This is a genomic window from Enterobacter cloacae complex sp. ECL414, assembly GCF_021869685.1.
Classification (GTDB): domain Bacteria; phylum Pseudomonadota; class Gammaproteobacteria; order Enterobacterales; family Enterobacteriaceae; genus Enterobacter; species Enterobacter kobei.
Genome location: NZ_CP091483.1, coordinates 28,664 through 52,396 on the forward strand (window position 1 = coordinate 28,664; position 23,733 = coordinate 52,396).

General features: G+C 45.1%; 29 protein-coding genes. 28 read left to right on the forward strand and 1 reads right to left on the reverse strand.

Translation table 11 applies throughout. From position 1 onward, the window contains the following. The first annotated feature begins 56 nt into the window (after positions 1-56). The 24 genes from L3068_RS25030 (at position 57) to L3068_RS25145 (ending at position 21,403) form a co-directional block, all read left to right on the forward strand. Positions 57-221: a hypothetical protein gene (locus tag L3068_RS25030; protein WP_000004083.1), complete on the forward strand. Its 165-nt coding sequence runs from the start codon at positions 57-59 to the stop codon at positions 219-221. Next, on the forward strand, positions 218-475 hold the full coding sequence (locus L3068_RS25035) for a hypothetical protein (protein WP_004199355.1): 258 nt from the start codon (positions 218-220) through the stop codon (positions 473-475). The genes L3068_RS25030 and L3068_RS25035 overlap by 4 nt, the downstream gene beginning before the upstream one ends. A gap of 340 nt (positions 476-815) precedes the next feature. Continuing rightward, positions 816-1,361 (forward strand): DNA distortion polypeptide 1, encoded by a 546-nt coding sequence (gene ddp1 / locus L3068_RS25040; protein WP_236904886.1) that lies wholly within the window; start codon positions 816-818, stop codon positions 1,359-1,361. Between the two features lie 2 nt (positions 1,362-1,363). After that, complete coding sequence (mobP1, locus tag L3068_RS25045) at positions 1,364-2,524, forward strand: MobP1 family relaxase (RefSeq protein ID WP_004199101.1); 1,161 nt, start codon at positions 1,364-1,366, stop codon at positions 2,522-2,524. A 352-nt stretch (positions 2,525-2,876) separates the two neighbouring features. Next, positions 2,877-3,386 carry a transcription termination/antitermination NusG family protein gene (locus tag L3068_RS25050; protein WP_000455437.1) on the forward strand — a complete coding sequence of 170 codons (510 nt, stop codon included), beginning with the start codon at positions 2,877-2,879 and terminating at the stop codon, positions 3,384-3,386. A 232-nt stretch (positions 3,387-3,618) separates the two neighbouring features. Then, positions 3,619-4,263, forward strand: coding sequence for a lytic transglycosylase domain-containing protein (locus L3068_RS25055; RefSeq protein ID WP_000953538.1), 645 nt, complete (start codon positions 3,619-3,621; stop codon positions 4,261-4,263). Then, positions 4,247-4,537: a TrbC/VirB2 family protein gene (locus L3068_RS25060; protein ID WP_000916156.1), complete on the forward strand. Its 291-nt coding sequence runs from the start codon at positions 4,247-4,249 to the stop codon at positions 4,535-4,537. Before L3068_RS25055 ends, L3068_RS25060 begins: the two co-directional genes overlap by 17 nt. A gap of 24 nt (positions 4,538-4,561) precedes the next feature. Next, the gene (locus L3068_RS25065) at positions 4,562-7,315 is read left to right on the forward strand and encodes a VirB4 family type IV secretion/conjugal transfer ATPase (RefSeq protein WP_015060057.1); all 2,754 of its coding nucleotides are present in this window, start codon (positions 4,562-4,564) and stop codon (positions 7,313-7,315) included. 9 nt (positions 7,316-7,324) lie between these two features. Further along, positions 7,325-8,095 (forward strand): type IV secretion system protein, encoded by a 771-nt coding sequence (locus L3068_RS25070; RefSeq protein WP_000716326.1) that lies wholly within the window; start codon positions 7,325-7,327, stop codon positions 8,093-8,095. A gap of 9 nt (positions 8,096-8,104) precedes the next feature. Further along, positions 8,105-8,362, forward strand: a complete 258-nt coding sequence (locus L3068_RS25075) for an EexN family lipoprotein (protein WP_000759841.1) — start codon at positions 8,105-8,107, stop codon at positions 8,360-8,362. A gap of 11 nt (positions 8,363-8,373) precedes the next feature. Continuing rightward, on the forward strand, positions 8,374-9,429 hold the full coding sequence (locus L3068_RS25080; protein ID WP_000235886.1) for a TrbL/VirB6 family protein: 1,056 nt from the start codon (positions 8,374-8,376) through the stop codon (positions 9,427-9,429). Positions 9,430-9,623: 194 nt separating this feature from the next. Next, positions 9,624-10,352 (forward strand): VirB8 family type IV secretion system protein, encoded by a 729-nt coding sequence (locus L3068_RS25085; RefSeq protein ID WP_004199085.1) that lies wholly within the window; start codon positions 9,624-9,626, stop codon positions 10,350-10,352. 5 nt (positions 10,353-10,357) lie between these two features. After that, complete coding sequence (locus L3068_RS25090) at positions 10,358-11,287, forward strand: TrbG/VirB9 family P-type conjugative transfer protein (protein WP_000783386.1); 930 nt, start codon at positions 10,358-10,360, stop codon at positions 11,285-11,287. After that, positions 11,284-12,498 carry a VirB10/TraB/TrbI family type IV secretion system protein gene (virB10, locus tag L3068_RS25095; RefSeq protein WP_001295060.1) on the forward strand — a complete coding sequence of 405 codons (1,215 nt, stop codon included), beginning with the start codon at positions 11,284-11,286 and terminating at the stop codon, positions 12,496-12,498. The genes L3068_RS25090 and virB10 overlap by 4 nt, the downstream gene beginning before the upstream one ends. Position 12,499: 1 nt before the next feature. Continuing rightward, a complete protein-coding gene (locus L3068_RS25100; RefSeq protein WP_000629109.1) occupies positions 12,500-12,697 on the forward strand; it encodes a MerR family transcriptional regulator in 198 nt (65 codons plus the stop codon). Further along, entirely contained in the window at positions 12,694-13,728 is a 1,035-nt protein-coding gene (virB11, locus tag L3068_RS25105) for a P-type DNA transfer ATPase VirB11 (protein WP_000650512.1), read from the forward strand. The genes L3068_RS25100 and virB11 overlap by 4 nt, the downstream gene beginning before the upstream one ends. Positions 13,729-13,730: 2 nt before the next feature. Further along, the gene (locus tag L3068_RS25110) at positions 13,731-15,566 is read left to right on the forward strand and encodes a type IV secretory system conjugative DNA transfer family protein (protein WP_000053822.1); all 1,836 of its coding nucleotides are present in this window, start codon (positions 13,731-13,733) and stop codon (positions 15,564-15,566) included. Beyond that, entirely contained in the window at positions 15,563-15,955 is a 393-nt protein-coding gene (locus L3068_RS25115; RefSeq protein WP_000738524.1) for a cag pathogenicity island Cag12 family protein, read from the forward strand. Before L3068_RS25110 ends, L3068_RS25115 begins: the two co-directional genes overlap by 4 nt. An 87-nt stretch (positions 15,956-16,042) precedes the next feature. Beyond that, a complete protein-coding gene (locus L3068_RS25120) occupies positions 16,043-16,357 on the forward strand; it encodes a TrbM/KikA/MpfK family conjugal transfer protein (RefSeq protein ID WP_000754496.1) in 315 nt (104 codons plus the stop codon). A gap of 85 nt (positions 16,358-16,442) precedes the next feature. Then, positions 16,443-16,769: a hypothetical protein gene (locus L3068_RS25125; RefSeq protein ID WP_004208538.1), complete on the forward strand. Its 327-nt coding sequence runs from the start codon at positions 16,443-16,445 to the stop codon at positions 16,767-16,769. Beyond that, positions 16,766-17,260 carry a thermonuclease family protein gene (locus L3068_RS25130; protein WP_001215543.1) on the forward strand — a complete coding sequence of 165 codons (495 nt, stop codon included), beginning with the start codon at positions 16,766-16,768 and terminating at the stop codon, positions 17,258-17,260. The genes L3068_RS25125 and L3068_RS25130 overlap by 4 nt, the downstream gene beginning before the upstream one ends. Before the next feature lie 82 nt (positions 17,261-17,342). Beyond that, positions 17,343-18,605 carry an AAA family ATPase gene (locus L3068_RS25135; RefSeq protein WP_000517490.1) on the forward strand — a complete coding sequence of 421 codons (1,263 nt, stop codon included), beginning with the start codon at positions 17,343-17,345 and terminating at the stop codon, positions 18,603-18,605. A gap of 3 nt (positions 18,606-18,608) precedes the next feature. After that, entirely contained in the window at positions 18,609-20,936 is a 2,328-nt protein-coding gene (locus tag L3068_RS25140) for a type IA DNA topoisomerase (RefSeq protein WP_004199098.1), read from the forward strand. An 11-nt stretch (positions 20,937-20,947) separates the two neighbouring features. After that, positions 20,948-21,403, forward strand: coding sequence for an H-NS histone family protein (locus tag L3068_RS25145; RefSeq protein WP_001293458.1), 456 nt, complete (start codon positions 20,948-20,950; stop codon positions 21,401-21,403). A gap of 37 nt (positions 21,404-21,440) precedes the next feature. On the opposite strand, the gene L3068_RS25150 is transcribed toward L3068_RS25145, so the two are convergent. Beyond that, a complete protein-coding gene (locus tag L3068_RS25150) occupies positions 21,441-22,091 on the reverse strand; it encodes a YkgJ family cysteine cluster protein (RefSeq protein WP_000351937.1) in 651 nt (216 codons plus the stop codon). On the opposite strand from L3068_RS25150, the gene L3068_RS25155 reads away from it, so the two are divergent. From L3068_RS25155 to L3068_RS25170, 4 genes are all read left to right on the forward strand, one after another. Next, entirely contained in the window at positions 22,081-22,347 is a 267-nt protein-coding gene (locus tag L3068_RS25155) for a hypothetical protein (RefSeq protein ID WP_032072053.1), read from the forward strand. The genes L3068_RS25150 and L3068_RS25155 overlap by 11 nt on opposite strands. 16 nt (positions 22,348-22,363) lie before the next feature. Beyond that, a complete protein-coding gene (locus L3068_RS25160; RefSeq protein ID WP_000136657.1) occupies positions 22,364-22,543 on the forward strand; it encodes a hypothetical protein in 180 nt (59 codons plus the stop codon). Beyond that, positions 22,540-23,361 (forward strand): SprT-like domain-containing protein, encoded by an 822-nt coding sequence (locus tag L3068_RS25165; RefSeq protein ID WP_000196235.1) that lies wholly within the window; start codon positions 22,540-22,542, stop codon positions 23,359-23,361. The genes L3068_RS25160 and L3068_RS25165 overlap by 4 nt, the downstream gene beginning before the upstream one ends. Before the next feature lie 109 nt (positions 23,362-23,470). After that, a complete protein-coding gene (locus L3068_RS25170; RefSeq protein WP_000510385.1) occupies positions 23,471-23,725 on the forward strand; it encodes a hypothetical protein in 255 nt (84 codons plus the stop codon). Positions 23,726-23,733 lie beyond the last annotated feature (8 nt).

Here is a 23,733-nt window from a genome sequence, read left to right on the forward strand (position 1 = left end):
AGGTTGTGGAGGCAACCTGATACCGTGACACTCAATTCCCTCGCGAGGAATATAAAATGTCGGAACGCATGTTATCAGCAATACAGACTGTTGAAAAGGGTGGGCGTCCGGTTTTTCCCTTGATGCCATTCTCTGCTTTTCCTGAGTACATGGCATTACTCAGAAAAGCCCTGGAAAAGAAAGAAACAAAAGCACTGATAGAAAAACAGGAGGTGCTATGAAAAAACAGGAGTTTTTAGATTTTATCAGTGCAGAACAGAGGCGGGGAGCTGTCCGGTTTTCGCTGGGATTTAACAGCAAAGGGGAAATTGTATTGCACTGGACTAACGAGGCCGGGTTAAGAGTCTGGAGTATACTAAGCGGTAACAGGGGAAAAAGTCCCAGCCGGGCAAACCGGGAAAGAATGAGTAACCTCCGCCGCTGGCTCCATGATGCCCGGCAGGGCATGGAAGGCGACACACCAGAGGCAGAATAAAATTCCCGTTCCTGAATCGCCGAAGCCCTCCCGTTTACGGGAGGTGCTTTTTTTGTATATTCCGTAAAACAGCGCTCGCGCCCCCTGCCAGGCCATTCGCGTAGCGAATTTATTTCCGCCCAAGTTAGCCGCGAATCCGTTGTCTCCGGTCGCAGACGCACCAGATCACAGCCACGATAGCCTTTCATTTTTTGCATTTCGATGGACGCTGAAGCACAATTTATGTGTGGAGGTAGTTCACTGCGATGCAGGATAGGGCAAACGCCGCAAAATGACGTCTCTGACGCCATTCCGCAACGTTTGCCCGGTGACCTACAGTCGGTTCTTGTTGGAGAGTTTTATGAAAAAAGTTCAATTCAGGATTGAAGAAAGCCAACATGATGATCTACTTGATTGTCTTAAAACACTTTATCCAGATGAACCGGGTTTAACCGTGGCAAAAGGAATGAAGCTGCTTGCCAATGCTTTACTGAAAAGCAAGGTTAAAAATGAAGATGTTAATGTGTCAAAAGACAATGATGATTTTATCAAAACCACAATGTATTTGACAGGGAAACAAAAAACTTTAATAGAGAAAGCGGCTCATCGTCATGGCTGGAATTTATCCAGAGAATGTCGTTATCGAATCCAGACGACACTTGAAAATGAACTTGATTTTTTCGATCAGGAACTTCTGGTGATGAATCGTTGCCGTAATGCAATAGATAAAATAGGGCGAAACTTTCATTATATTATCGTTAATGATAATGCCAGAGTACTTGATAAAGATGGGTTCTATCAGGACGCTGAGCGGTTGAGTTCAGAGATAATGAGTCTCAAAAGTGAGTTTGAAAACTACATTATGTTATGCAAAGGGCGAACTGTTTCTAACAAGGTTGAGGTGTAATCATGGGCGTTTATGTTGACAAGGAATTCAGGGTTAAGCGTAAGTCCTCTGAAGCTGGCCGCAAGTCTGCTTTCGCCCATAAAGTTAAAAATGGTGGTAAAAACTATCAACGCAACGTTCAGGAACGTATCAACCGCAAGGGTGCCAGTAAGGAGGTTGTTGTCAAAATCTCAGGAGGTGCGATTACCCGGCAGGGAGTTCGAAACAGTATTGACTATATGAGCCGGGAGTCAGAGCTGCCAGTGATGAGTGAAAGCGGTCAGGTATGGAAAGGTGATGAGATTCAGGAGGCTAAAGAGCACATGATAGATCGTGCTAATGACCCTCAAAATGTTTTCGATGATAAAGGTAAGGAAAATAAAAAAGTAACCCAAAATATTGTGTTTTCACCGCCTGTATCAGCAAAGGTAAAACCTGAAGATCTGCTTGAGTCTGTCAGGAAAACGATGAACAAGAAGTACCCAAATCATCGTTTTGTGCTTGGCTATCATAACGACAAAAAAGAACATCCACACGTGCATGTCGTTTTTCGTATTCGTGATAATGACGGTAAACGAGCTGATATCAGGAAAAAAGATTTACGGGAAATTCGTACAGGTTTTTGTGAAGAGCTGAAGATGAAGGGCTATGACGTTAAAGCCACTCATAAGCAGCAGCATGGACTTAACCAGTCTATTAAAGATGCGCACAAAACAGCGCCAAAACGACAGAAGGGCGTTTATGAGGTTGTTGATGTTGGCTACGACCATTATCAGAACGATAAAACCAAACCAAAGCAGCATTTCATAAAGCTTAAGACACTGAACAAGGGCGTGGAGAAAACATATTGGGGGGCTGATTTTGGTGAGTTAACCACTCGCGAGAACGTTAAGAAAGGTGATCTTGTTAAGCTGAAGAAGTTAGGACAAAAGGAGGTGAAAATCCCTGCACTTGATAAGAACGGTGTACAGCATGGCTGGAAGACTGCACACAGGAATGAGTGGCAGCTAGAGAACCTGGGGGTTAAGGGCATAGACAGAATCTCTTCATCCAGTAAAGAGCTGGTGCTGAACAGCGCGGAGATGATTAAGAAACAGCAACTCCAGATGAGAAATTTCTCGCAAATAAAACAGTCGATGATTCAAAGCGAACAGAAAGTGAAAATCGGAATTCGTTTAGGATAATTCATACTCTCCGGTAACTTATTGATTAAGATCGATTTATTTATCTTGTTAGCAGAGTTTTTGTAAAAAGTAACTAGCGGTAAAAAATTTAGTTAACTTGACTATAAAATAAGCGCATGGTGATCAATCGATCTGCTTTTTTGTTATCAAATAGCATATGTATCTAGATATAAATAAAATACAAGCACAAACAAAATGAAATGTGTCGTAAATGCGATCTAAAGATCTGCTTGTGTGGTTGAACGCAGCACATGTAGCTGATAAAGTTTTTATGAGATGTAAATTTGTCCTTTTGTTTTTTTTCTCTGATTCGGGGTCATCCGAGTCGAGAGAGCGCCTGAAAGGAAAAACTATGGAATGGTATGTTTTGCAATTCACCACTACGAGATTTGCAGCAGTTTTTGCTCATCTCGAACGCCTGAACTTCTCTTACTTCTGTCCTATGGAGACTGAAAGGTATCGTCGCCCGGATAAGATAATTTCATATCGAGAAAGACGTTTGCCGCTTTTTCCCGGTTATCTTTTTATCCAGGCAGATTTTGAAGAGGTTCATTCCACTACAATAACTGCTATCCCTTACGTACAACGCTTTATCTCATTTGGCGGTGAGCCTTTACCTGTACCAGAAGATGTGATGGCGGAGCTTTTGTACAGACAATCACATACAACAGCTCAGGCAAATCTTTTAAGGAAATCAATTCCACACGATTTTGCTGAAATTCTACTCATGGATAATCCGCAGCAAAGAAGTATGGCTTTCATCCACTACATCACAGAGAGAAGCTTAACCCACAAAATGAAACGGAAGAAAAATGACTGCTACCCGAAAAAAAACCGCAACGAGACGCAAGCCCCAACGTAATACACTCTACCTGCCCTCAGCTTCTCGTGAGGAACTGGATAAAATTGCTCTGGAGATTGGCTATCGCAGGGGGCGACGTATTTCAAGCTCTGGTGTTGTCCAGTACCTCATAAAAAAATATTCCAGCCAGGCTATTGAGGAGCTGATAAACGAAGACGATGAAGACGATGACGACTTCGATGACTAACCATTCAGTCTAAACTTTCCGCGCTGTTCTGGCCGGGAGAAAATCATGTTATCTACTACTGCTTTTGCGGCGCTTGCTTTGCAATGCGCGGCCAGCGTTCATCCCGATACTGCGCATGAAGTTGCAAGGGTTGAATCTGGTTTTAACCCATATGCTATTGCCGAGATAATACCGAAGGTTGAACGTAAACCCGGTGACAAAGGCGTAGTGTCCTACTTTCCCAAAACTAAGGAGGCTGCACTCCAGATCGTAAATCAAATTGAATCACGAAATCATCGTTACTCAGTCGGTCTTATGCAAATAACGAGTACGAATTTTGCAAACTTCAATACAACCGCTGAGAAAATGTTTGACCCCTGCGAAAATCTCAAGGTTTCAGAGCAAATTTTGGTGGATTGTTATAAACGTGGTGGCGATATTTTACGTGGCCTGAGTTGCTATTATTCCGGCAATCCAGAAACAGGAACTAAACCTGAATCAGATTTTAATAACACCAGTTATATACAGCGCATAGGGTTTAATCCGCCTGATAACAAAAAAAACTGGGTGGTTCCTTCAGTTAAAGATGCAATCAGAAAGGAGAATGTAACACAGAGTATCAAACCTAAAGAAGTTACCGTATATCCCCAATATGCCATGCGTGGCACTGTTTTAGATGAAAAGGAAACAAACGATGTTAAAACTCAATAAACGTTATTTAACTCTTTCTGTATTTATGGCTGCATTGATGCTTTGTGTAGCAGAACCCGCCTTTGCTGATGATGTATCCACTAAAACAACTGGCTTCTTGCAGAAGATTATCGATTTTCTGACGGATATCCGTAAGCCAGCAATCACCATCATTGCGCTGGTAATTGGTTATATCGCTATCTTCTCACGCCAGCATGCAGCGTGGATTACGCCTTTAATTATCGGGATTATCATCTTTATTGTTGCGCCATATCTGCCTGACTGGTTAGCGTAATATGTAATAAAAGGGGGCGTAAAAATGAGTACCGTTTTTAAAGGGCTGACACGCCCCGCTTTGATTAGGGGGCTGGGCGTTCCGCTCTACCCCTTTCTTGGAATGTGCGTTATCTGCGTTTTGCTTGGTGTCTGGATTCATGAGGCTATGTATGCCCTCATCCTCCCTGGCTGGTATGCCATCAAGCGAGTTACGAAGATAGATGAACGCTTTTTTGACCTGCTTTATCTGCGAATGCAAATCAAAGGTAATCCTCTGGCAAACAAGCGCTTCAATGCCGTCCATTATGCGGGGAGTTCGTACGACGCAGTCGATATATCGAAAGTGGACAATTTTATGAAGCTTAAAGACCAGTCTTCTCTTGAAGAGTTAATCCCGTATTCATCACACATCACTGATAACCTCATTGTTACCAGAAACCATGATCTACTGGCGACCTGGCAGATTGACGGAGCTTATTTTGAATGTGTAGATGAAGCGGATCTAGCCTTGCTTACTGACCAGCTCAATACGCTGATACGTAGTTTTGATGGGAAACCCGTTACCTTTTATACGCATCGTATTCGGGTTAGAAAAGAAGTGCGACCTGTATTTGACAGCAAGATCCCATTCGTCAACAGAGTGATGAACGATTATTACGAATCGCTTTCGGCGGCTGAGTATTTTGAAAACAAATTATACTTAACCGTATGCTATAAACCGTTCAGCGCTGAAGATAAAGTGACGCATTTTCTTTCAAGGAAAAAGGGTAATAAAAATATCTTCGAAGAACCCATTAATGATATGAATGAAATATGTGGCAGATTGAGCACCTATCTCTCCCGGTTTCATTCCCGTCGTCTTGGGTTATATGAAGAAAATAATATAGTTTATTCAGAACAGCTTACGCTGTTCCAGAAACTGCTATCCGGGCGCTGGCAGAAAGTCAGAGTCACCAATAGTCCGTTTTATACATACCTGGGTGGTAAAGACCTGTTCTTTGGTAACGATGCTGGACAAATCACTGCCTCTGACCATGCCCGGTACTTTCGTTGCATCGAGATCAAGGACTACTTTCAGGAAACGGATGCCGGAATTTTTGATGCACTGATGTATCTCCCGGTTGAGTATGTACAGACTTCCTCTTTAACTCCGATAGACAAGCAGTCTGCAATCAAGGCGCTGGATGATCAGATCGACAAACTCGAAATGACCGATGATGCCGCTAAATCCTTGCTCGCTGATTTGAAAGTTGGTCTCGATATGGTCTCCAGCGGCTATATTTCTTTCGGGAAAAGTCACCAGACACTGATTGTTTACGCAGATTCGCCGGAGCGTCTGGTGAAGGACACCAATATTGTAACGACGACCCTGGAGGATTTAGGGCTGATCGTAACCTATTCAACCTTGAGTCTTGGCGCAGCGTATTTTGCTCAGTTACCTGGTAACTACACGTTACGGCCACGCCTGAGTTCTATCAGCAGTCTGAACTTTGCCGAAATGGAAAGCTTCCATAATTTCTTTACGGGCAAGGAGAAAGGAAATACCTGGGGTAACAACCTTATCACCCTGGGCGGCTCAGGAAATGATATTTATAACCTGAACTATCACATGACTACCGAGCATCAAAATTACTTCGGTAAAAACCCCACGCTGGGGCATACCGAAATTCTTGGTACGTCAAACGTGGGTAAAACGGTAGTGATGATGACTAAGGCTTTCGCCGCCCAGCAGTTCGGAACGCCGGAGTCTTTTCCACCTGAGAGGAAATTAAAGAAGTTAACTACAGTATTTTTCGACAAAGATCGGGCAGCGGAACCCGGTATACGTTCAATGGGAGGTGCTTACTTTCGGGTGAAAGAAGGAGAGCCGACTGGCTGGAACCCTGCGGCTTTGCCACCAACCAAACGAAATATTTCCTTTATGAAAGACCTGGTGAGGCTACTTTGTACGCTTAACAGTGAGCCGCTTGATGATTACCAGAACCGCCTGATTTCTGATGCCGTTGAGCGCCTGATGCAGAGGTCAAACCGCTCTTATCCGATCAGTAAGTTGCGACCACTCATTCTGGAGCCTGATGATACTGAAACCCGGCGGCATGGGCTTAAAGCACGCCTGAATGCCTGGGTGCAGGGAGGGGAATTTGGCTGGGTGTTTGATAACCCGGACGATACGTTTGATGTGGACAACCTGGACGTTTTCGGTATAGACGGAACGGAGTTTCTGGATAACAAAGTACTTTCCAGCGCCGCTTCATTCTATCTCATCTACCGTGTCACCATGCTGGCTGATGGCCGCCGACTCCTTATCTACATGGATGAGTTCTGGCAATGGATTAACAACGAAGCGTTCAGAGATTTTGTTTATAACAAACTCAAAACCGCGCGTAAGCTGGATATGGTGCTTGTCGTAGCGACACAATCGCCGGATGAACTAATTAAATCACCTATCGCGGCTGCCGTTCGTGAGCAGTGCGCAACACATATTTATCTGGCGAACCCCAAAGCGAAACGTAGTGAGTACGTAGACGAGTTGGAAGTGAGAGAACTTTATTTTGACAAAATTAAAGCCATTGACCCGTTATCTCGTCAGTTCCTGGTCGTCAAAAACCCACAGAGGAAGGGGGAAAGTGATGATTTTGCGGCTTTCGCAAGACTGGATTTGGGAAAAGCGGCGTATTACCTACCGGTTCTCAGCGCATCGAAACCCCAGCTTGAACTGTTCGATGAAATCTGGAAAGAGGGTATGAAGCCGGAAGAGTGGCTTGATACCTATCTGGAACGTGCAAACCTGATTTAAGGAATCCCTATGAAAAAGCATATCGTTGCGGCACTTATCGCCTCTGTTACGGTTATTTCTGGTGCTCAGGCTGGTGTTCCCGTTGCCATTGATGCAAACCCTGAATGGGCTGTCGAAGCGCAGCGCTGGACAGAACGCCTCAAACAGTGGCAGGACACCGTGAACCACTACCAGAAACAGATTAATGCCTATAAGCAGGAGCTGCTGACCAAAACGGGCATTCGTGATGTTCAGGGACTGGTGCAGTCTGCGCAATCTGTCAGTAAGGAGCTGGAGAATATTTACGACCAGGGGAACTCCTTCATTGATGATTACATTAAGAACCCGGAAGCCACCCTGTCTGAGCAAGCCAGATCACTACTGGCCGATTATAAGGTGACAAACACCTGTAAGGGGCTGGGATATACGGGCGACCTGGTGCGGGGCTGTGAAGCCTCGTTCCTGTCCCAACTGGCGGGGATCGAGTACGGCAATAAGCTGGAAAGTAAACTGCGTGAAGATAATCAGGAAATGGCCGACCTTATCGACCAGGTGAAGAACGCCCAGGACACGAAAGCCACGCAGGACGCGACAAACGCTGTATCTCTGGCAAGCCTGAAATTTAACAAGCTCAAATTTCAGTATGAAATGTATCGCGATAAGCAGCGCGATCTTGCAGAATACAAGGAGAAAATGTTACAGGCTGCTTTCCAGGAGAAACAATTAGGGGCTGTTAATAAAGAAACTCCAGTTGTTGATTATAAGGCAGCATTTGAGCAGCAGAGTTATGAAATGAACTGAGGGGGCATTTTGAAAAAATATGGATTAGTTGCGGCGTTGGGGCTTACATTCTTTCTTACCGGGTGTGAAGAGGTTAAATCTGTAGACTGGTGGCAGTCTCACGTAGACGATGCAACGAAAAAAGTAGCTGAATGCAAAAAGTCTGGGAGTGATAGCGAAAATTGTAAAAACGCTAAGGAAGGTTTGTTTAGGTATAAGCAATTACATCCTAAGCATGTTGACTATAAAGATGCATTCAAAAATGTATTGGGTAAAGATGGAAGTTAAAAGGAGCCACTATGGCAACTTCTAGGTATTTCCAGGCCGCTCATGACGTTATTGTTAAAACTCTTGACCAGTCTTTGACTGGTCAGTTAGATAACTTTTCTTCAATAGCGTCTCAGTTGGGTAAGTATGGTATTTCCATTTATATATTGTGGTATGCTTATACCACAATAGTTGGGAAGCAAAAAACCGCAGTGCAGGATTTTTTATGGAATCTATGTCGATTCTGGTTAATTCTTGTTTTTGTCAAAAATATGGGGGGGTGGTTAGATAGTGCAACTCAGGCCATTGATGGGCTGAAGGAAACATTTGCAGGAGGTGATCCTTGGAAATGGGTTGACGAGCTTTGGGAGAAAGTTCAGCAGGTAGCTGCATATCTTATGTCCAAAGATACTTCGAAGTATGTGAAAACAGATGGGGCAATCGCATCTTTATTAACATATGCTGGAGGGATAATTGCATTATTGCTAACTTCAATAGTTTATCTCGCCGCCGAAGTTACTATTAAGATACTTACTATTACCGCGCCGTTGTTTATTATTTGTCTTTCATTTGGTTTTTTAAGGCAGATGTTTAATAGCTGGCTTCAGTTAATATTTAGCTCATGCTTCATATTCTTGTTTTGTGGACTGGCAATTAAAGCGGGAATGACGTTCCTTAATGGCATTCTGACAATCTCGATAGCTAACGCAGATGAATTAAATCTGATATCAACAGGTGCTCAGGCCGGGGTTGCAGGTGCATTTATGGCCTGGATTATCTGGCAAGCCAAAACCTATGCTTCCCAGCTCGCAGGGGTAGGTGTTGAAGGCGCGATGCAAGGGGCAGCCGCAATGGGGATTGGTGCTGGCGTGTTCGGCGCTTCCCGTATGGGGCGTAATCTGCTTGGTATGGGTAAAAATGCAGGGATTGGCGCATGGAAAGGCGTTCGCCGTCAGGATGGAGGGTTCAACCAGTCTCCTGGTGTATCCGGTAAGTTGGGGAATCTGACCGGGCAGGGCGTTAATATTGGCGCTAAGAGGCTTCGCCAGGCTGCGATAGATGCGGCGAAAAAGAAATATGGAGGTTAACCGATTTATTATTTAAATCTGTCAACTCTGAGTATTCCGCAGTAAATATTCACTCCTCTATTTAGGTTCTCACATTATGAAACTACTTATCACGGCTATCGTGACGCTTTGCCTTGTCGGATGCCAGGCGTCACATAAACAACCTCCGGTATCCGGAAAAAGCGAACCTGTTAATTCAGCAGAGGTAATGCGCAATGGGGTTTAAACTCTCAGGATTAAAACTTCCCGGTTTTAACAAGAAAAAAGAAGTAACAGACTCTTCAACTACTTTTGAAGAGAAAAATGTATTGATGCAGGAGAAAATGAACCGCATTTATAAATTCGGTGGTATTGCAGGAATTGCCGTAGGTGTGTTGTCTCTGCTGGCACTGAATGGAGCGCTACCGTTAAAGAGTACGGTTGTCGAAGCTTATCTTATTAATGGTGTCACTGGCGTTGCTGAAAGACTGACTTCTGTTAAAAAAGAAAACCTCTCTGAAAATGAAGCGCTGGCGAAATACTTCATTACTCAGTATGTGAAGCGTCGTGAAGGGTATAACTATTTCAGTCTCCAGCATGATTATGATTATGTTCTGTTATACAGCGCTGAGAATGTGGCGACGGATTACAACGCTTTAATCAACGGCAACCAGTCACCAAAGGTTATTTATAATAAAGCGGAAAAAACCGCATCTGTTCAGGATAATCCGTCCGTGATTATCAGTCCGTCATCCCGGCGCGATGATAAGGATATGGGAGCATATATCCGGTTTAAATTAACCATTCGAAATGTCGCGACAGGCCAGGATGATTATGAATACTGGAACGTCCGGTTGACCTACCGTATTGAACCACAGGTCGAAATGGCATCGGGTGACCGAAACAATAACCCGCTTAAATTCGTTGTAACGAGCTATGTACGCGATAAAGAAGTGAAAGGGTGAAAACTATGAAAATGAATAAAGGAGCGCTAATTGTGGCGCTTCTGTTGGTGTCGCACGTCTGCCATGCAGCCGTTACGCCAGCAGCCAGCCGTTTTGATCCCCGTAATCAGATTGTCAGTTATAACCCGCAAAACACGACAGTCATAAACAGTGCGGTTGGCTATACAACCACACTGGTATTTGACGAGGATGAAACGGTCATCAGTGCCAGAACCGGCTTTCCCCAGGGCTGGGAAGTGAACAAAGAAGATAACCTGGTGTATCTCGAAGTGAAGCCCGTCAAACAGACCGTACAGAAGAACAGTACCGATGACAATGGCAACCAGTCTTCAGAGGTGGTCAGTGTAGCCCTTGATCCTGAAAACGACCTGGAACGCTGGCGAACAAACCTGTTTGTTCGCACAACAAAACGTAATTACAGCATGGAGCTGAACGCCCGAACGTTCCGGCAGCCGGATAAGATCGCGTTTGTTGTTAATTACCAGTACCCGCAGGAACGCCGGAAGGAGCAAGCCGAAATCGAGAAGAAACGGATTGAGGCTCTTAACAAGCGGCAGGAGGAGCAGGCAATCAACCGTTCTCTTGAAAATGCGAAGTCGCCCAAGAACTGGGATTACTGGAAGCGGGTAGCTGACGGCAGCCAGTCAATCAGCCCGGATTATGCGTATGACGATGGCCGCTATACCTGGTTTGGCTTCAGCCCCCTGAAGAAAATCCCCAGCGTCTTTGTTATGAGCGGCGAACAGGAAACGCTGACTAACCCGGTAGTCAAAAACAGCGGTAGTTTCACCGTTGTTGGTGTTCCTGTAGACCAGCGCTTTGTTTTGCGTATGGGAAATCAGGTTGTTGGGGTTGAAAACCGGGGCTTTGGCAAAGTCCGTCTTCCGGCAGGAGATACCGTTTCCCCGAACGTTGAGAAAGAGGTGATCCAGTGAGCGAACAGGAAAATAAAATCCCGACCGCTGTAGAAATTGAACAGGCACTACGGGAACGGCATCAGAAAGAAATTGAGCAAAACGATAAAACGGATAAGGGAGATGAAGATGACGGTAAATCAGTAAAACGCCTGGGTATCGAGAAGCTTAAAAAATCGCGTAAGGGGCTGGTGATTATTGTGGCCGCTTTCCTTCTGCTGGCCGCCGGGGTGTCTGTCTACTATATCCCGTCGATTATTCGTGCAATGTCCAGCGGTGATGATAAGCCTGCCAGTAATGCGGTATCTACTGGTTCAGTAAAACGCGCGACAGGACTCAGCGATGATGTTGATCCATTCAACACCAGGGAAGAACCGGCTAAGACGGAAGAACGGAAGGAAAGCAGCGGCAAAGCGGAAACGCCACCGGAAAAAGTACAACAAAACTTCAGTCGTGCGCTGGATGTGGCCTATGGGGGGAGCAGCTCTGCTTCCTCAAATTCCGGTGGTAGCTCATCAACGGCCAGCAATACCAGGAACGAGGGGGACGGCAGTGACAAACAGGCAGAGGTTCAGCCTGTTAATGCAGGGCAACCCGCGCAGCTTTCTAAAATTACGCGCGTTCCTTATGACCCTAACCTTTTCATTCCTGAAAATACCGCGATTAAGTGCTCGCTGGACAGACGATTTATTTCTGATCTGGCTGGCAAGCTGGTCTGTACGATTAATGAGGACGTATACAGTGCAAACAGGAATGTAAAGCTAATTGAAAAGGGAACAGCCGCATATCTGATGTATAAAACGGGCACGTTCAATCATGGTCAGGGAGCCGTGTTTATCGCTGCTACGAAGCTTAGAACACGTAAGGAACCTTTCATTGATATTCCGCTGATTGATACACAGGCGGCGGGAGCGCTGGGTGAGGCCGGGGCTTCAGGCTGGATTGACACACATTTTGCAGATCGCTTTATGGGCGCGATGATGGTTGGCATGATCCCCGATGTGGCACAGGCCGCAAGTGGAGCGGCTAAAAGTAATAAAGACAATCAGACCGACTATACAGCTAACAGTCGCCAGGCTTTTGCTGATATAGCACGCGAAGCGTTTGCAAACAGCGTAAATATCCCTCCAACGCTTTATAAAAACCAGGGGGAAATCATTACTCTGATCGTTGGTCAGGATTTGGATTTCTCCAGCATCTACAAATTAAAAATGGTGGGTACCCGGAGGTAATTTGATAACGCTGGATATCAAAGAGTTTTCAATGCTGTTAGGAATAAGGGAAAGCGAAATATACCATCATATTCGTAAGGGCATACCAATAAATGGCGTTCCTTTCCCCAAACCACTGAAACAAATCAAAACGCATCGATTTAATTACGAAGAAGTCATGCGTTTTATTGAAGATCTTAAAGGAAAAGGTGAATTATGAAGGATGCAGAGAACAGACATATTGTTTATGAAATAATAGATGAATACTTCCACCACTGGCTTAATGAAGTCGATGGTTTAACTGAAATCGCGGTAAATCGGCCTGATGAACTGTTTGTTAAAGTGAGTGGGAAATGGCAGCAGCATGAATTAAAAATGGATTTTAAAGATTGTATGTCATTTGCAGGGGCAATTTCTGATTATCATGATGGTGGGTCGGTTACGCCAGAATATCCCTTACGTTCTGTTACGCTCCCCGGAGGGGAGCGTGTACAAATAGTTATTCCCCCGGCAACGGAACGGGAAACGGTGTCTATTACAATCCGTAAGCCGTCCAGTGTGTTTATCGACCATGATACCTTTGTTAAACAAGGGTTTTACTCAAGGCTAAATCAAGGGGGGAAATTCAGGGATAAAGAAGATGAATTATCTTCAATGTTTAAAGATAATTGTTTTGAACAATTTGTCCCTGAATGCCTGGTTAAGGGTAAAACGATGGTATTTTGTGCCGGAACGGGGGCGGGTAAAACCACCTTTGCAAATGCCTGTCTTCAGTACATACCCCATCATTTACGATGTATTTCAATTGAAGATACAGATGAAGCAAAGTTCAGGTTCCACAAAAATCATGTGAAATTGTATTACCCGTCAGAAGGGGAAAGTAGCACTGTCAGTTCCGCTTCTCTTTTACGTTCTGGTTTTCGTATGAACCCGGACAGAATCCTCATGACTGAGGTTCGCGGCGCGGAAGCCTGGGATTTTCTCAAAGGCTCAAGTTCCGGCCATGCAGGGAACCTTACAACCGTCCATGAGAGCACCCCTGAAGATGCTGTGCTTGGACTGGTTCAACGGTGCTATATGAACCCTGAATGTCAGAATTTGCCTTATAACATTATATTGCGGAGGGTGTTAAGCAACGTCGATGTGATTATGAGTATTAAGTACATCGATGAGGAAGATAACCGATTTGCATCGGGTATTTACTATCGTGATATTCATTTTCAGGAATACTTTGAAAAGCTGAAGGAGTGATTATGTCTCTGAAACTACCCGATAAAGGCCAGTGGGCTTTTATCGGTCTGGTTATGTGTCTTGTGACGTATTATACTGGCTCAGTTGCTGTTTACTTCCTGAACGGAAAAACGCCGCTTTATATATGGAAGAATTTTGATTCCATGCTGCTGTGGCGGATAATAACAGAGAGTAATATACGGACAGATATCAGGTTAACCGCAATCCCCTCTCTTTTATCAGGTATGGTTTCGTCTCTCATTGTGCCTGTTTTTATTATCTGGCAACTGAATAAAACGGATGTTGCTCTTTATGGTGACGCGAAGTTTGCCAGTGATAATGATTTAAGAAAATCGAAACTTCTGAAATGGGAGAAAGAAAACGATACTGATATTCTTGTAGGTGCATATAAAGGTAAATACCTGTGGTATACCGCACCAGATTTTGTATCACTTGGCGCAGGAACCCGCGCAGGTAAAGGGGCTGCAATAGGTATTCCAAACCTGCTGGTCAGGAAACATTCCCTGATTGCATTAGATCCAAAACAGGAACTGTGGAAAATCACCAGTAAGGTACGTGAAAAACTGCTGGGTAATAAGGTCTATCTTCTTGACCCTTTCAACAGTAAAACGCATCAGTTTAACCCGCTTTTCTATATTGATTTAAAAGAAGAGAGCGGGGCTAAAGACCTGCTGAAGCTGATTGAGATCCTGTTCCCGTCTTACGGTCTGACCGGAGCGGAAGCACACTTTAATAACCTCGCGGGGCAGTACTGGACGGGGCTGGCAAAATTGCTTCATTTCTTTATTAACTACGACCCCTCCTGGCTTGGTGAGTTCGGGCTTAAACCTGTTTTCTCAATTGGTTCTGTAGTCGATTTGTACAGCAACATCGACCGGGAGCTGATACTCAGTAAGCGAGAAGACCTGGAGGGAACAAAAGGACTTGATGAAAACGCGCTGTATCATCTGCGCGATGCCCTGACCAAAATCAGGGAGTATCACGAAACCGAAGACGAACAACGTTCGAGTATTGATGGTTCGTTTCGTAAGAAAATGAGTCTGTTTTATCTTCCGACTGTTCGCAAATGTACAGACGGCAATGATTTCGACCTTCGCCAGTTGCGCCGGGAAGATATCACTGTTTATGTTGGCGTTAATGCTGAAGATATGTCCCTGGCCTATGACTTCCTCAACCTGTTCTTTAACTTCGTTGTGGAAGTCACGTTACGAGAAAACCCTGACTTTGACCCGACACTGAAACATGACTGTCTGATGTTCCTGGATGAGTTTCCGTCTATTGGTTACATGCCAATCATTAAAAAAGGTTCGGGTTATATTGCCGGGTTTAAACTCAAACTTCTGACGATTTACCAGAATATCAGTCAGCTTAATGAAATCTATGGTGTTGAAGGTGCCAAAACGCTGATGAGTGCGCATCCCTGCCGGATTATCTACGCTGTCAGTGAAGAAGATGACGCTAAAAAGATTTCGGAAAAGCTGGGCTATATCACCACCAAATCGACAGGTTCAAGCAAGACAAGCGGACGCTCAACGTCGAAAAGCAGTTCAGAAAGTGAGGCGCAGCGCGCCCTTGTGCTCCCGCAGGAGCTGGGAACGCTGGATTTTAAAGAAGAATTTATCATTCTTAAAGGTGAAAACCCGGTTAAAGCTGAGAAAGCCCTCTACTTCCTCGACCCGTATTTTATGGACAGGCTGATGATGGTAAGCCCCAAACTTACCGAGTTAACCGCCTCTCTGAATAAGACTAAAAAAGTATTGGGTGTTAAAGGGCTTAAATATCCTTCTAAAGAAAAAATGCTCTCCGTCGGTGAGCTGGAGTCAGAGGTTTTACTATGAAAAAAATGTTAATGGTCAGTGTCCTTTTTCTCTCTGCCTGTTCCTCTCCGCCTGAACCACCACAGGTTGACTGGGAACAGAATCCTGAAACGGTGAATACACAATTAATGGACTGGCAACCGACATACTCAGTTATTAAATCAGACAAGGTTAATTCATCGTGGGTTAAGGTTATCCATAATTTCAGGCCTGAAAACCGCCTTTACGATGATGCTGTTTTTTATTCTGTTGCACATTCTGATTCAGTGATTGTTGAAACCAGTAACGGAACAGACTTTTTCACAGCTAAAAACTGGTTGAGGGCGAACGGTGCAAACGGTGTCATACAGTATCGTTATAAAATGAACTGTTTTTCTTGCCGGACTACCAGTGTTTATTTATCACGATAACGCCGGATTAATAAAATTCTTGTAATTTTATTGAGCCGGGGTTGAACAACCGCAGGGCGTTAGTTGCCCGTTATCCATGAGGTGTATATGAAAAAGACCGTAACCACGGCAGTGCTGCTTTGTGCGTTCGCTGCCGGAACTGCTCATGCTGAGGAAAAGGCCGACCCGAACGATCCATGTGCAATGGTGTTATGCCTTGCCGGAAAACTTGACGGAAGTAGTCCGGCAGAATGTGACCCGATGTATAAAAGTTTTATGTCAATCAGGAAAAAGAATAAACATGGTTTTTTACCCGATCACACGGCAGATGCCAGAAAGAAAAAACTAAATGAATGTCCTGCGGCTGATGCAGGTACAGTAAGTAAAATTATTTCAAGCTTTGGCCGATTGAAAAACTTTTAATTCTGTTTGATTTAATTCTGATGTGAATACGCAAGTTTCAGGTTTGAGACTGGAACTTGCGAACATTTTTTACAGGGGTGGGAGGATGAAAATTATTAACGTACCTGATGCAAGAAGTGTGAGAATTGCCGGAATTGAAATTATCGATAGTGTCAAATCGGTCGCTTCTGTTTTTACTGAAATTTTGTTGTTTATGGTCTGGTTTCCGGCAATTGTCTATGGGCTTTATCGTTTTGTTATCGTTTTGTGGGATGCTTCCTTAAAGCCGCAATCGCTCATTGAGTTTATTAATTTCATGGTTGAGTTATACAGCTATGTACTTCCTTCGTTGGCTGTTATCGCAGTGGCTTTAGTCGTCGTTTTATCCATTTTTAAAAGACTCTCAGCAATATGGGAGGGAAGAAAGCAATGAGACATTTTTTTAATGTTCTTTCCTTTGCTGTTGCCCTGTTGCCAGCTACATTGTGTGCTGCTCAGATTCAGGGGAAAGTTATTCGCGTTCTCGATGGAGATACCATCGAAGTTAAAACACTACCCGCGAAAATTGTTGTGTATGAAGTTCCGATTCGAGTCCGATTGATAAATATCGATGCACCGGAAAAAAAACAACCCTTTGGTCGCTGGTCAACCAATCAACTTAAAGCCCTGCTGGCAGGGCAATCAGTTACCGTCTCTTATACGCAAACAGATCGCTACGGGCGAGTCCTGGGACGAGTGGTGACAGCGAACGGCACTGAGGCTAACCGCCAGCAAGTGCTAAAAGGGGCTGCATGGGTTTATGACAGGTACAACACCGATAACTCATTACCGGCTCTGCAACGGGAAGCTCAGACACAGAAGCGCGGCCTGTGGGCTGACAGTAATCCCGTTCCTCCGTGGGAGTGGCGTCATAAACAAAACTGACGCGCTTCGCTTGTCCAACCCCTCCTCTGCCTGAAGAAAATCTTCAGGCAACGTCACGGTTTTTAATATACATGGTGCGCATATGGGTAAATTAACTCTGGTAGAGCAGGCTTTACGGCTCCATAAAGAATATTACGGTGAAGATAATTTTGGTACTGTCGTAAAGGATTGTGATTACTATCCTAAAGTGGCAGAGATTTTTATAAACAGAAAGAATCGTAAAATTTATTCGAATCTTGATATCGAACCCGTTGCTTCAACCGTCGTTCATACGGGAAGTAGCCCTGTTATGGCTAAAGCCGGGAGGATTAAAAAGCTTATGTTTAAAGATGGTTCGGGAGCATACCGGATTCATCTTGGTCAAAATGAAGTGGTTCATATTATTCGCTTCATTCTTAACTCTAAAGTCAGAATGGAGTACGCAGTTGGCACAACCAAAAGTATGTCGATGCTTCATAATCTTTGCGAAGCTGGACGCGCTAAATTAAACCGCTCTTTACCCCGTAAAGGTATCTGGAAAATCGGGTGTTACGACGGCGTTTATTATCACGGTAAGGCAAGGAAGGAAGAAATAGAAAACGCTTTACGTTTTTCTGTTCATCCAAAGTTTAATGAGCTGGAGAATGACTTTAATCAGTTCTTTTCGGATATTGATTTCTACACCCGTTATGGTCAGTCAGGAATGCGAAAAGTGCTTTTTACTGGTCCTCCGGGCACAGGGAAAACGACTATCGCAAAAGCTTTGGGGGCAAAATATCAGGATAAATATGTATTTGTTTATGCTGATGATTACTTTAAAGATGTTTGCTATGCCGCAGCTCAAAAGAAAATACCCGTTATCATAATAGCTGAAGAGGTTGATGAACTTTATCGGGCTGATGCCGGAACGTTAAGTTTTCTTGATGGGGCTGATACACCGCGAAATCTTGCCGGGACATATGTTATTTTTTCAACGAACTATCCTAACCGGATTGATCCGCGCATCAGAAAACGCCCTGGCAGAATTGACAGAATCATATCTGTAGGTGCTTTTCGGACTAAAGCCGCTGCCGCTTGTGCCAAAATGTACTTACCAGACGATATAAATATTGACCTTAAAGAACTTGGCGCGGTGCTGGACAGAACGACTCCTGCTGAAATAAAGGAGATAATAAATATTGCTATTGGCATGATTCGCGGAACAAAAAACGAATTAACAGTAGATGTAATCAAGAATGCGCGTGCCTTTTTGAAAGGAACCCTTGACCTTAGTGTGCAGGAGGCAGAAGAAGACATAGAGGAAAGGGAAGAAATCTTTAAAAAGAATGGTGCGCAGCCTGACTATTCAAGTTACCTTGAGGATTGATTAATGAGACTTTTTATTGCAGAAAAACCGTCTTTAGCAAAGGCTATTTTTGAAGGACTGGGCGGAAATCCCAATACAGAAAAGAAAAACGGCTATTTTGAACACGGTTCTGATGTCGTTACCTGGTGTTATGGTCATATGCTGGAGCTTTACGACCCACAGGATTATGACGACAAATATTCCAACTGGCGTTATAGTGATTTACCCATTAAAGCGGTTTATCCGCCAAAATATAAAATCAAGCCTGAATCAGAAGCACAGACCCGCATTATTTTGTCTCTTATCGATAAAGCCGACAGCATCGTTCATTCAGGCGACCCCGATGATGAAGGATGTTTGCTGGTTGATGAGATTCTGGGTTATGCCGGAAACAAGAAACCCGTCCAGCGACTGCTTGTTGCCGACCTCAACCTTGCGCCAGTGCAAAAATCACTGTCGAATTTACAACCTAACGATAAATTTCGCGGTATGACGTTAAGCGCCCTGGCGCGTTCCCTGTGCGATCAGGGTTTTGGCTATAACATGACGCGGGGATGTACATTAAAAGGCCGTGAGAAGGGCTATGACGGCGTTCTGAACGTTGGCCGGGTACAAAGTGCCGTTCTTGGTCTGGTGAACATGCGCACGCTGGCGAACCAGAATCACACAGAAAGCTTTTATTACGATGTATTCGCCAGTCTGTCGATGAACGGGCATCAGATTAAGGCGAAATATCAGACAACAGACGACGATCAGATAGACGAGAAAAAACGCCTGATCTCCGAAGCTCAGGCCGCGCATATTGCCGGACGTGTTACGGGTAAGGATGCTATTGTTACTATCGCGACGACAAAGCCGGAAAATAGCAAGCCTCCGCTTCCGCTTAACCTTTCCACGCTTCAGCAGCTCTGCGCAAAGCGATTTGGTTATTCTGCAAAAGATACGCTCGATGTGATGCAGGGGCTGTATGAAACTCACAAGCTTCTGACCTATCCACGTTCTGACAATCGCTATCTTTCAGATGAGCATTATTACCAGGCCGGAGATATTGCCACTGCTATAGCGGCCACCGTACCCGAACTGGCGTCTGCGATCGTAGATATGGATAAAGGCCAGAAACACAAAGCCTTTAATGCCAGTAAGATTGAGGCGCACCACGCCATCATCCCGACGACAAAAAGCGGAGCCGGTATTCAGCTTAATGAAAAAGAGCGGAACGTTTATAACCTGGTGTCCGTCTACTTTATCGGGCTGTTCTACCCGGATGCGATCCGCAACAAGACGAAAATCCACTTTGATATTAAGGGGGATACCTTTACGGCCACACAGAGCGTTCTGGTACAAAAGGGCTGGGAAGCGCTGGGTAAGGATAGTGATGACGAGGACGAAACCGAAGATGCCGGAACGGACGGTTTTGACCTTTCATTGCTGAAATTTAATGACAGCGGCCTGTGTGAATCGGCAGACGTGGACAAGAAAAAGACTACACCACCTCGCTATTTCACAGAGTCAACGTTACTGGCCGCCATGACGAGTGCGGCAAAATTCATTGATGATCCGGCTCTCAGAAAGGCGCTGGAAGCGAAAGACGAGGGCAGCAGTGATCGTGGCAGTATCGGAACGGAAGCCACCCGCGCGGGTATTCTTGAGAAACTGGCGGCAAATACCGGGCTTATCTCCATCGAAAAAGAAAAGGGGTATTCGGAGCTGGTATGGAAAACCACAAAACAAGGCCAGGAGTTTTGCGCTGCACTGCCTCCTGAAATCACTAAACCGGATATCTCCGCTCTGTGGGCTGAAAAGCAGTCTCAGATCAAAGCCGGAGAGCTGACAGTTGAGGAGTTTATTAAGGAAAATGATGAGTACGTCCAGGGGTTAATCGACGAGCTGGACAGGAACGGAATTTCGATTTCTTCAAATGCCACGCCCTGCCCGGTTTGTAACAACGGTTTCCTGCGTAAGCGTAAGGGGCAAAATGGCTTTTTCTGGGGATGCTCCTGCTACCCTGAATGCAAGACAACATTCCCGGACAAAGACGGCAAACCGGATATGGAAGCAAAATCCAGATCAGAAGGTTCCATGTCCCGGCTCGAAGCCCCCTGCCCTTCATGCAGTAAAGAAATTATTATCCGGCCTAAAGGCTTTTTCTGTTCCGGGTGCGAGTTTAAAATCTGGTCTGAAGTGTCAGGAAAAAAACTGACACAAAATCAGGTTGAGACATTAATCAAAAAAGGTAAAACCGGAGAGATTAAAGGCTTTACCAGTAATAAAACCGGGAAAAAGTTTGACGCTGCAATTGTTTTGCAGGATAAAACTACGGGTAAACTTGGGTTTCAGTTCAGTAAAAAATAAGGATTAACTCGATGAGTGAAAATGAAACGTTTGACGCAACAAAAAAGCTACTCCTGAATATTCGCTCTGTTCGTGTTTTTGCGCGAGAAACCAGCTTTGAACAACTGCTGGAAATGCAGGAAAAGCTTAACGCCGTGATCGAAGAACGTCGTGAAGAAGCAGAGCGTGAGGCAGCAGAACGCGCAGAGCGCGAAAGAAAGCGCCAGGAACTGCTCCAGTTGATTGCCGGAGAAGGTTTTTCACCGGAAGAACTGCTTGGCCTGTCCGAAGATGCGCAAAAAACACGCAAAAAGACGTTGCCAAAAGCGCCGCCTAAATATCAGTTTGATGAAAACGGCGAAACGAAATACTGGTCTGGTCGTGGCCGGACACCAAAACCAATCGACGAAGCGTTAAAAGCTGGCCGTTCTCTTGATGAGTTTCTCATCAAAAAAGATGCTTCCAGCACTGCTGGTGACGAACAGTAATCTAACAAGCCTCTGACACTGCGTCAGAGGCTTTTTTTTAGCAAAAAGGGCGCGGGGGGTTATGGTGAAGAAATCTTTGGATATCTTCGCGGGGATAAGGGAAGTAGTCTCTGATATCTTTGGTTTCTAACTTACCAGTGCAGTGATACGTCTGAAAATAGATCCACTCTGCTATTGTTTTGTAGATGTGATTTCCCATGTTCGCGCTTTGAGAACCATACTGCATGACTTGTGCATCCAGGTCATTACACATCTCCGGCGGAGTGAGTACATGATATGTCCTGCATAACAGCGGGCGGTAATTGTAGATTGAGCATGTTCCCTTCTCAGACAAAAACGGACATTTTGACTCATGCCCGGTCGTAAGCGGGTTGTCTCTGGCAGTAAGTTTACTTGCTTGTGCAATATGTGTTGCCTCAAGCGCGGTTAAATGAACATCCATTTTACAGCACGAAGAGCACCCCTTTTGACAGGAGGTAAACGTGCTCACAAATTCTTTGTTAAAACGATCCAAAAAGGCGTACATCTGTTTTAACTTGAGGTAAATATTACCGGATTGAGTATTGAGTTTATTTATGAGTGCCTTTAACTCATCGAAATACTTATCAGGTACGGGTTTCAGATTGGTATAGCCGGGTAATGTTTCGCCTGGCTCCAGGTGGATCACTGAGTTAGGTTTGATATCCATTGCTTTTGCTTCCTATATTCTTCTCGCGCTGGTTGTTCATTTGACACTAAAACAAGCGTCATACAATGGCAAGGTGTCAAGCCCAGCAGTAAATCACGCTTGCCAGCAAACCAGTTTCCTGCAGCCGGTTTGGCCGTTGATTTTTGCCAGCAATATTACCCGCTCGATGCCCGCCCTGGGCGTGAAATTGCCAGCAAAAAAGATTGCCGCTATCAAAGGTGTGGTTTATATTATCTGTATCGTACGATACAGATAATGGAGAAGCTTAATAGATGACTGAAAAAATCACTGACGAGGAACTGGCAGATTTGTTGGAGGCGCTCAAAAGAGCACATGGTATGGGCGTTTGTTCAAAGGCGGTTAAGCTGGCACAGCGTTGCGCTGATGTGTTCCCTGCTATTGTTGCAGAGTTACAGGAATATCGGAACGCCGCTAAGCGAACTTCAGCATGACAAGAGCCACGGAACGCGCTTACAGCGAGCTACAACAGGCGTTTGATTTCTATAACCAGCGCCTTTTTGACGGCGAACTCCCTGACTGTCTGATTACGTTCCAGCGCGGCAAGAACACAATGGGCTATTTCAGTTACAGGCGCTTTGTTGCTGCTGACGGCAGCGGCAGGATGATTGATGAAATCGCCCTCAATCCTGAATACTTCCCGGTGTACCCGCTTATTGAAGTCATGCAAACGCTGGTTCATGAGCAGTGCCATATGTGGCAGTACCACTACGGCAACCCGTCGCGTAAGACGTACCACAATGCGCAGTGGGCGGCAAAAATGGAAAGTATCGGACTTATGCCCTCCTCCACCGGGAGACCTGGTGGTGCGAAAGTCGGCCAGAAGATTAATGACTATCCGATCCCTGGTGGCCGCTTCCAGCGCGTCACACTGGAACTGTTCCAGGGGCAATTTGCTTTGAGCTGGTTTGATCGCTTCCCTGTCCAGGTCGAACAACAAAAAGATATGACCGCCGTAATAGAGCAATGGCGCGAAACGCTTGCTCTGGCGCATCAAAATGCTGAGGCCGGGATTGATATAGAAGCGGTGCTTTCTATGGCTCTGCTGCCGTCAGTGTCACCGCAGAACGGGAGCCATTCAGATGATATGGCCGGGAGCAATGACAATGATTTGTCAGTTGCAGCATTTGAGGACAAGCCAAAACGAAATAAAGTTAAATATCAGTGTCGCGGGTGTGGCGCTGCCGTGTGGGGCAAAGCCGGACTGAATATTGAATGCGGCGATTGCGAGCTGGCTTTCATCGAAAATTAATTGCCAGCAAATTTTCCCGGTCACATCTGTTGGCCAGTGTTTTTTGCCAGCAAAGTTTCTTCCCGGGTTCGCGCCGGCAGCGCAAAAATGACAGCAAAAGAGGGGTATCATGGGGCATTACACAATCAGAACGAATGACGACGAAGATCAGGCCATTAAAAAGGCGCAGGAAGCGACCGGACAGGCATCAGCCAGCAAAACCTTTATGACGGCTATCCTTGAGCTTCAGCGTAACAGAGACGAGATGGCGCAGCTACGGCGTGAACTGGCGCAGGAAAAAGCGCGGAGTCAGGAGCTGGTATCATCGGTAAAACAATTCCGTTCCAGCCTGAACAATCTGTTTGATCTGGCTGACAACCCTTAAATAACAAG